Genomic DNA, 9,309 nt, shown 5'->3' on the forward strand with positions numbered 1-9,309 from the left:
CTGGCGTGATCCCCTGCCCCGCCAGCGCCTGACGGGTCTCGGGATCGCGCGAGGTGGCGAAGGCCCGGCCGCCGCGCCGCAGGGCCTCGCGCGCCGCCGCCTGTCCCAGATAGCCGCCGCCGAACACCAGCAGGGACGGGGCGGCGGCGGATTCGGTCATCGGGCTTCGGTCTTTCAGGCGGACAGGACGCGGACGGGGGAGGGGGCGGCGGTCGTTTCAGCCTCGTCGCGCAGGGCTTCGGCGCGGCCCGAATTCCAGGCGGTGACGCAGGGAATCTTAGTCCGGTCGGCGCGGTCGGCGTAGCGGCGGGCGATTTCGGTCACATCGGCCATCAGTCCCTCGGCCAGGGTGATCGGCTTCAGCCCCAGTTCGCGGAACTGGTCGTTGGCGACGACCAGCTCGTTCTCGTCGGCCTCCTGACGCGGATTGGCGACGTTGTGGACCTGGGCGCCCGTCATCTCGGCCACCATCTGCGCCAGGTCGCGGACACGGCGGCTCTCGGTCATCTGGTTGAGAATCTTGACCCGATCGCCGCGCTTGGGCGGGTTCTTCAGCGCCAGCTCGACGCAGCGCACCGTGTCCTGAATGTGGATGAAGGCCCGCGTCTGGCCGCCCGAGCCGTGCACCGTCAGCGGATAGCCGACCGCCGCCTGCATCAAGAAGCGGTTCAGCACCGTGCCGTAGTCGCCGTCGTAGTCGAAGCGGTTGATCAGGCGTTCGTCCTGCTTGGTCTCCTCGGTCTGGGCGCCCCAGACGATGCCCTGGTGCAGGTCGGTGATCCGCAGCCCGTCGTTCTTGGCGTAGAACTGGAACAGCAGGGCGTCCTGCGTCTTGGTCATGTGATAGATGCTGCCGGGGTTCGGCGGGAACAGGATTTCCTGTTCGGTCGGGCCGTGGTCGGTGTCGACCGTGACCTTCAGATAGCCCTCCGGAATGCGCAGGCCCGCCGTGGTGTAGCCATAGACCCCCATGGTCCCCAGGTGGGCCAGGTGCACGTCCCGCCCGCTCTCGACGATGGCGGCAAGCAGGTGGTTGGTGGCGTTCAGATTGTTGTCGACGGTGTAGAGCTTGTGCCGCGCCGACTTCATCGAATAGGGGGCGGCGCGCTGTTCGGCGAAGTGGACGACGCTGTCGGGCGCCCAGCCCTTGATCAGGGCGACCAGGCGGTCGAATTCCTTGCCGACCGTCAGATTGACGAAGTCGATGGCGCGGCCCGAGACCTCCTGCCATGCGGCGATACGCTCGCCCATGGTGCGGATCGGGGTCAGGGAGCGGATCTCCAGCTCATTGTCGATGTTGCGGCGGCTGAGGTTGTCGACGACCAGCACGTCCCAGCCGCGCGCCGAGAGGTGCAGGGCCGTGGGCCAGCCGCAGAAGCCGTCGCCGCCCAGAATCATCACGCGCATCAGTCGAACCTCGTTTTCAGCACTCTATCCTGCCTAGCCGAACGCGCGAGGGGGCGAAAGCGTGGCGCTTGGCTGCGGCGAAAGCGACGCAGGGCGGAAAAAATAGAGTCCAATTCGTCTGAATCGTCTGAATGCGGAGCGCATCCCTTCTGGGAATCCGGCAGGATGAGCCGGGGACGAGGTCAGGCGCGTCTGGCGCGACTCCATGGCCCACAGGCCTTGAAATCACAGCCTTTTCGACAGCGGACGATCACAACGGGCGATGCCAGCCTATCGGGATCAGGCCGGATCGGCGCCGAGCGCCATGAGGATCAGCGGATAGGGGCGCCCGGCGTCGTCGGTCTCGGCGCGGCCCACGGCCTGGAAGCCCAGCCGCTCGTAGAAGGCGCGAGCGCCGGGGTTGTCTTCATTGACGCTGAGGCGCCGGGCGCCCAGCGACAGGGCGTGATCGACCAGCCGGCGCCCGATGCCGGAGCGGTGCAGGCGGGGGTCCACGAACAGGGCCGCCAGTTCATCGTCGGACAGGCCGAGAAAGGCCACGGGCGCCCCGTCCTGTTCCCAGGCCCAGAGGTTGGGATCGCCGCTGTTCAGCCAGGCGGCGAGGTCGCCTTCGATGCCGTTGACGGCTTCGGGCGTCAGAAAGTGATGCGTCGCCTCGACCGCGCGCCGCCAGACGGCGGTCAGTGCGAGCGCGTCGGCCGGGGTCGCGGGTCGGATCAAAGCAGGCTTTCGATCGCGGCGCGGGCGGCGTCGCCCAGGTCGGGGCGCTTCAGGGCCAGGGCGACGTTGGCGCGCAGCAAGCCGATCTTGTCGCCGCAGTCGTGGGTCACGCCCTCATATTCATAGGCGGTGAAGACCTGCGTCTTCATCAGCCGGTCCATGGCGTCGGTCAGCTGGATTTCGCCGCCGGCGCCGCGCTCCTGCGTTTCCAGCAGGTCGAAGATTTCCGGCTGAAGGATGTAGCGGCCCGAGATCGACATGTTCGAGGGCGCCGTGCCCTGGGCGGGCTTTTCGATCATGCCCTTCATGCCGTAGCGGCGGCCGTCGTGGGAGGCGGGGTCGATGATGCCGTATTTGTGGGTGTCGGCCTCGGGCACGGCCTCGACGCCGATGACGTTGCCGCCGACCTCGGCGTAGAGCTCGGCCAACTGCTTCAGGGCGCCTGGCTGCGAATCCACGATGACGTCCGGCAGGATGACGGCGAAGGGCTCGTGGCCGATGATGTCGCGCGCGCACCAGACGGCGTGGCCCAGGCCCTTGGGCTGCATCTGGCGGGTGAAGCTCATCTCGCCAGCCTGGGCCAGCTCGGCGTTCATGATCTCGAGAATCTCGGTCTTGCCCTTGGCCAGGAGCTGGGCCTCAAGCTCGATCTGGTGGTCGAAATAGTCCTCGATCGCCTGCTTGGCGCGACCGGTGACGAAGACGATGTGTTCGATCCCCGCCTCGCGCGCCTCTTCCACGATGTAGGAGAGGATCGGTCGATCAACGACGTTCAGCAGCTCCTTCGGCGTGGTCTTGGTGCCGGGCAGAACGCGCGTGCCGAGACCGGCCACGGGCAGGACCGCCTTGCGAAGGCGGGCGGGGGAGGTCGTCATGGATCGTCCTGATCAGCCTTGGGGCGCCTGTCATAGGCGTATTCGGGAAAGGGGCCAAACTTCTCCTCCCCATGGCATGAGGAGGAGAAGGACGATCACTCCACGGTCACGGACTTGGCCAGGTTGCGGGGCTGGTCGACGTCCGTGCCCTTCTGGACGGCGGTGTAGTAGGCCAGCAGCTGCATCGGCACGGCGTAGACCAGGGGCGCGATCAGGGCCGGGCAGTCCGGGGCGTGGACGCGGCGGATGCCGGCGCCGTGCGGGTCGGGCGCCTTTTCCGGGGCGATCATGATGACCGGACCGCCGCGCGCGGCGACTTCCTGAAGATTGGAGGCGGTCTTTTCGAACAGGTCGTCCAGCGGCGCCAGGGCCACGGTCGGGGTGGCTTCATCGATCAGGGCGATGGGGCCGTGCTTCAGCTCGCCGGCGGCATAGCCCTCAGCGTGGATGTAGCTGATCTCCTTCAGCTTCAGCGCGCCTTCCATGGCCAGCGGGAACATCGGGCCGCGGCCCAGGAACAGGACGTCGCGGGCCTTGGCCAGGTCGACGGTCAGGGCGTGGATGCCCGCGTCCATCTGCAGCGCCTCGGAGATCAGGCGCGGGGCTTCGAACAGGGCCTTGATGAGCTCGGCTTCCTCAGCCGCGTCGATCTTGCCGCGCGCCACGCCCGCCGCGACGGCCAGCGACAGCAGGGCGGCGACCTGGGCGGTGAAGGCCTTGGTCGAGGCGACGCCGATTTCCGGCCCTGCATGGGTCGGCCACAGGATTTCAGCCTCGCGCGCCATGGAGGAGGTGTGGACGTTGACCACGGCGGCGGTCTTCAGCCCCTGGGCCTTGCACCAGGTCAGGCTGGCCAGGGTGTCGGCGGTCTCGCCCGACTGGCTGACGGCGACGGCCAGCGTCCCCTTGGTCACGGCCGGGTGGCGATAGCGGAATTCCGAGGCGATCTCGACGTCGCAGGGCAGGCCCGCATAGCGTTCGAAGGCGTATCGGCCGATTTGCCCGGCGTAGAAGGCGGTGCCGCAGGCGACGATCTGGATGCGCTCGACGGCGGCGAAGTCCACGGCCTGGACCTTGGCCTTGCCGGAGACCAGGTCGAGGTATTCCGACAGGGTGTGCTGGACGCTGTCGGGCTGCTCGTGGATCTCCTTTTCCATGAAGTGGCGGTACTCGCCCTTCTCGACCAGGGCCGAGGAGGCGGAGACCTGGACCACGGCGCGGTCGGCCGGTCGGCCCGAGGCGTCGAACATGCGCGCGCCGGTGCGGGTCACGGCGACATAGTCGCCTTCTTCCAGATAGGAGATCTTCTGGGTGAAGGGGCCGACGGCCAGGGCGTCGGAGCCCAGATACATCTCGCCCTCGCCCCAGCCGACGACCAGGGGGCTGCCGCGACGCGCGCCCAGGATCAGCTCGTCCTCGCCCTCGATCAGCACGGCGAGGGCGTAGGCGCCGGTCAGCCGGTCCAGCGTGGCCTTGAAGGCGTCCAGCGGGGCCAGGCCCGCCGCCAGCTTGTGGTCCAGCAGGTGGGCCACGACCTCAGTGTCGGTCTGGCTTTCGAAGACGCGGCCCTCGGCCTCCATCTCGGCCTTCAGTTCGGCGAAATTCTCGATGATGCCGTTATGGACCAGGCAGACGCGCCCGGCCTTGTGCGGGTGGGCGTTGGTCGTGGTCGGGGCGCCGTGGGTGGCCCAGCGGGTGTGGCCGACGCCGACGGTCCCGGCGATCGGATCGGCGGCCAGCACGGCCTCCAGCTCGCGGATCTTGCCCTTGGCGCGACGGCGCTCGATGCCGCCTTCGTTCTGCACGGCGATGCCGGCCGAGTCATAGCCGCGGTATTCCAGCCGCTTCAGGCTGTCGACCAGGCGAGGGACGACGGGGCCGGTTCCGGTGACGCCGATGATGCCGCACATGAGGTCTGCTCCGATCGGATGCGGTCGACGCTTTTTGCGCAGGGCCGCGAAATTGAGGTAAGCGAGAGGGTTCAGCCTCCGCCCTTGATCTCCGCTCTAGGAAATCGCGGGGGCGACGACATCAAAAAATGGGTTTCGGAAGGTTTCTTTGCAATTCCGGGGCCGCCAGCGAAGGACGGCCTCTTGGGCGAGAGAAAATACTTCGGCACCGATGGCATTCGCGGCCGGGCCAACACCCATCCGATGACGGCCGAGGTCGCCCTGCGCGTCGGCCTGGCCGCCGGGCGGTTGTTCCGCACCGACGACGACCGCCGCCATCTGGTGGTGATCGGCAAGGATACGCGCCTGTCGGGCTATATGATCGAGCCGGCCCTGGTGGCCGGTCTGGCCTCGGTCGGCATGGACGTGCGCACCTTCGGCCCCCTGCCGACGCCGGGCGTGGCCATGATGACCCGCTCGATGCGCGCCGATCTGGGCATCATGATCTCGGCGTCGCACAACGACTATGCGGACAACGGCATCAAGCTGTTCGGGCCGGACGGGTACAAGCTGTCGGACGAGATCGAGCTGAAGATCGAAGCGATGATGGACGGGGCCCTGGATCAGGATCTGGCGCCGTCGAACAAGCTGGGCCGGGTCAAGCGCATCGACGACGCCCCGCCGCGCTACATCGAGATCGCCAAGCAGGCCTTCCCCAAACGGCTGAGCCTCAAGGGCCTGCGCATCGCCATCGACTGCGCCAACGGCGCGGGCTACCGCGTGGCGCCGACCACCCTCTATGAACTGGGCGCCGAGGTCTTCCCCGTCGGAGTCGAGCCGAACGGTCTGAACATCAACGCCGAGTGCGGTTCGACCCACCCGGAGGCCGTGTCCGAGGCGGTGAAACGCTATCGCTGCGACATCGGCATCGCGCTCGACGGCGACGCCGATCGGGTCATCATCTGCGACGAGAAGGGCCATGTGGTCGACGGCGATCAGATCATGGCCCTGATCGGCCTGGACTGGGCCAAGCGCGGGCGGTTGAACGGCCGGGGCGTCGTCGCCACCGTCATGTCCAACCTGGGCCTGGAGCGCCGTCTGAAGGCCGAGGGCCTGACGCTGGAGCGCACCAAGGTCGGCGACCGCTACGTCATGGAGCGGATGCGCGAAGGCGGCTTCAACATCGGCGGCGAACAGTCGGGCCACATCATCCTGAAAGATCACGCCACGACCGGCGACGGCCTGATGGCGGCGCTGCAGGTGCTGGCCGTTCTGGTCGAGGCCGGCGCGCCGATGAGCGAACTGGCGCGTCAGTTCGAGCCGGTGCCGCAACTGCTGCAGAACGTCCGATACACCGCCGGCAAGCCGCTGGAGGACGCGAAGGTCAAGGCGGCCATGGCCGAGGCCGAGGCGGCGCTGAACGGCTCGGGCCGCCTGCTGGTGCGTCCGTCGGGCACGGAGAAGCTGATCCGAGTCATGGCCGAGGGCGACGACGAGGCCCTGGTCAAGCGCGTGGTCAACGAGGTCGCCGAGGCGGTGAAGGCGGCGGGCTAGCACGGCCATGACGCAGGGGGACGGCGCAGGCGGCCTGAAACAGCGGATTCGTTTTCGCCGCGAACAGCTGGGGCGGCGGCTGCGGGCGGGCTGGGAGCAGTTCTGGTTCCGCGCTTTCAAGACGCGCAACGCCGCCTTCCTGTTCGTGCTGGGCGCCTTCGCCGGTTTTGGCGACTTCATCGGACCGTTCACGGATCATCTGTTTCAAGGTCCGCTCTGGTCCGTGCTGGGCTGGATGTTCAAGGGCGTGGCCTTCGCCCTGGCGGTGATCGGGCTGATCGGGCTGACGCGCGCCCTCATTCGTCGTCTGCGTCCGGCGGCGGACGATTATGAGCTGAGACCGGCCCGGCCGGTGACGTCCGTCTCGGGGCTGGAAGGCTCGCGCGACGTGATCCAGATCGTGACCGGGGCCAACGGTCCGGTGGCGCTCAACATGGGCGTGGACGCCTGGCTGGATCAGGGACGTCACGGGCTGGTCCTAGTGAAACAGATCTATGGCTGGCCGCACGAACTGGCGCAGGCGGCGCGACTGGCCGAGCAGGGCATGAACCCCCTGGTCGTCAATGAACAGAAGCTGGGGCTTCGGACCGAGATCGACAGCGGCTTCGTTCAGGGCGACGCGCCTGCGAGGCTCCAGAAGACGACCTATTTCTTTGACCGGACGACCAATGAGGTGCTGCGGTCCGACGTCTATGCCAAGGCGCGCAACCGGCGGGTCTGGGCGGGACGGGACCACTTCATCTGCGGCGACGAACTGATCCGGCTGGAGCAGGCGTCGGCGTCGAACCAGTTGGGCGGGTCGACGATCATGATCGACCAGTCGGGCACGGCCTATCTGACCCGACAAGCCGCCACCAGCGCGGAAAGCTCTGGCCTGCTGGCGCCGACCGGGTCGGGCTCGTTCGATCTGGCGCGCTATCAAAAGCTGGCCGTTCGCCCCGGCCTGACCTTTCAGGAATTCTGCCGCCGCGAGATCCAGCGCGAGTTGTTCGAGGAGACGGACTGCGTCTTCAGCGCAACGGAGTTGAAGACTGTTCTGGTGGGCTTCGGCCGCTATCTTTATCGCGGCGGCAAGCCAGAGATCTTTGCCGTCACGGCCCTGCGGCGGCCGGTCGCCGACATTCGGGTGTCGCGGCAGGAGCGGCTGTGGACGGAAGGGCATGAGGCCCTTCCTCTGGATCAGTTGACGGCCTGGGAGGCAGGGCGGTTGGCGCAGGTGTCGGCGCCCCTGGCCGCCAATGTGGTGCTGTTGCAGCGGTTCATGGCCTCGGATCAGTCCGCCGAGTTGAAGGCCTTCCTAGCGGACTGATCCTTGAGACGGTCAGGCGGCGGACAGGGCCTGATCCAGGTCGGCCCACAGGTCGTCGACGTTCTCGATGCCGACCGACAGGCGGACCAGGTTGTCGCCGATGCCGCTGCGGGCCTTGGCTTCGGGCGTATAGTCCGAATGGGTCATGCTGGAGGGGTGCGACGCCAGGCTCTCGGCGCCGCCCAGGCTGACGGCCAGTTTGAACAGGCGCAGCGCGTTCAGCATGCGGAAGGCTTCGGCCTCGCCGCCCGGCAGTTCCAGCGAGAAGGTCGAACCGGAGCCCTTGCATTGGGCTTCGAAGATCGCCTGCTGTTCGGGCGAGGCGTCCGGGCCGCCGGCGGTCAGGACGGCGCTGACGCGCGGATCGGCGCGCAGGCGCTCGGCCAGGATCAGGGCGTTGTCCTGCGCCCGCTCCATGCGGATGTGCAGGGTCTCAAGACTGCGCAACAGCAGCCATGCCGTGTGCGGATCGGCGGTCGTTCCGCAGATGGTCCGCATCTCGCCGACGCGGGCCATGATGTCCGCCCCGCCCATGCAGCCGCCCGCGATCAGGTCCGAGTGGCCGCCGACGTATTTGGTCAGGGAATAGAGGACGAGGTCGGCGCCCAGCTCCAGCGGGCTTTGCCACAGGGGGCCTAGGAAGGTGTTGTCGACGGCGATGGCGGGCGCTTCGGCCTGGCCCAGCACCTTGGCGCCGGCGACCGCGCGGGCGATGTCGACCAGTTGGTTCGTCGGGTTGGCGGGCGTCTCCAGATAGACGGCGGCCAGGCGCCCGCCCGTCGTCTTGGCCTCGGCGGCGGCCGCGATCATGGCGGCGTCCAGGGCGTCGGCGCCCTCGGCGGCGGGGACGCTGATCGCCTTGACGCCGTAGCGGGGCAGGATGCGGTCGAACAGGTATTCGGTGCCGCCATAGGCCGGGGCGGTATAGAGGATGACGTCGCCGGGCCGCACCAGGGCCAGCATGGCGGTCGAGATGGCGGCCATGCCGCTGGAGAAGACCAGGGCCTTGTCGGCCTTGTCCCAGACGGCGAGGCGGTCTTCCAGAATCTCGAGGTTCGGATTGTTGATGCGCGAATAGATCAGGCCCAGCGCCTCGTCCGGATCGCGCTGGCGCAAGCCATAGGCGACCTCGAAGAAGCGCTTGCCGTCCTCGGCCGATTTGAAGACGAAGGTCGAGGCCTGGAACAGCGGCGCCTTGATCGCGCCCTCCGACAGGGTCGGATCATAGCCATAGCCCATCATCAGGGTTTCAGGCGCAAGGGTGCGATCCCCAAGGACGCGGGTGCGGTGACGGTTCATTTTTGTGTTTCCTCTCCTGAGACGGTGATAGCCGACCCGTCAAAGGCCTGCCAGACGCTAAGTCTCAGGAAGGAAGCCGCAAACCCTTGGAAATTCCGACCGCGCTTGAATCGCGCGCGTCAACCGGCGAGGGCGCGGGCCAGGGCCTCGATGCGCTGGCGGATGTCCGGCACGGCGATGGTCTCCCAGAAGACGGCGCGGGCGGGCGGGCCGAGCACGAACAGGCTGGGGTCGGCCGCGCCGTCGGCGTGGAGGA

Annotated in this window: 7 protein-coding genes; 2 read left to right on the forward strand and 5 right to left on the reverse strand. The window is 67.8% G+C overall.

The features are described 5' to 3' along the window. Window positions 1–174: 174 nt before the first annotated feature. The 4 genes from RT567_RS10245 to glmS all read right to left on the reverse strand — a co-directional run bounded on the left by RT567_RS10245 (window position 175) and on the right by glmS (window position 4,912). Window positions 175–1,407 (reverse strand): NAD-dependent epimerase/dehydratase family protein, encoded by a 1,233-nt coding sequence (locus RT567_RS10245; protein WP_313576295.1) that lies wholly within the window; start codon window positions 1,405–1,407, stop codon window positions 175–177. 279 nt (window positions 1,408–1,686) lie between these two features. Further along, a complete protein-coding gene (locus tag RT567_RS10250; protein ID WP_313576297.1) occupies window positions 1,687–2,127 on the reverse strand; it encodes a GNAT family N-acetyltransferase in 441 nt (146 codons plus the stop codon). Next, the gene (galU, locus tag RT567_RS10255; RefSeq protein WP_313576299.1) at window positions 2,124–3,002 is read right to left on the reverse strand and encodes a UTP--glucose-1-phosphate uridylyltransferase GalU; all 879 of its coding nucleotides are present in this window, start codon (window positions 3,000–3,002) and stop codon (window positions 2,124–2,126) included. The genes RT567_RS10250 and galU overlap by 4 nt, the downstream gene beginning before the upstream one ends. A gap of 95 nt (window positions 3,003–3,097) precedes the next feature. Continuing rightward, on the reverse strand, window positions 3,098–4,912 hold the full coding sequence (glmS, locus tag RT567_RS10260) for a glutamine--fructose-6-phosphate transaminase (isomerizing) (RefSeq protein ID WP_313576300.1): 1,815 nt from the start codon (window positions 4,910–4,912) through the stop codon (window positions 3,098–3,100). Between the two features lie 183 nt (window positions 4,913–5,095). On the opposite strand from glmS, the gene glmM reads away from it, so the two are divergent. Further along, window positions 5,096–6,445 carry a phosphoglucosamine mutase gene (glmM, locus tag RT567_RS10265; RefSeq protein WP_313576301.1) on the forward strand — a complete coding sequence of 450 codons (1,350 nt, stop codon included), beginning with the start codon at window positions 5,096–5,098 and terminating at the stop codon, window positions 6,443–6,445. A 7-nt stretch (window positions 6,446–6,452) separates the two neighbouring features. Beyond that, window positions 6,453–7,754 (forward strand): hypothetical protein, encoded by a 1,302-nt coding sequence (locus RT567_RS10270; protein WP_313576302.1) that lies wholly within the window; start codon window positions 6,453–6,455, stop codon window positions 7,752–7,754. 12 nt (window positions 7,755–7,766) lie between these two features. Here RT567_RS10270 and RT567_RS10275 read toward each other — a convergent pair whose 3' ends face one another. Further along, complete coding sequence (locus tag RT567_RS10275) at window positions 7,767–9,053, reverse strand: cystathionine gamma-synthase family protein (RefSeq protein WP_313576303.1); 1,287 nt, start codon at window positions 9,051–9,053, stop codon at window positions 7,767–7,769. Between the last annotated feature and the right edge of the window lie 256 nt (window positions 9,054–9,309).

Source organism: Brevundimonas sp. (genome assembly GCF_032107865.1).
In the GTDB taxonomy this organism is placed as follows: Bacteria; Pseudomonadota; Alphaproteobacteria; order Caulobacterales; family Caulobacteraceae; genus Brevundimonas.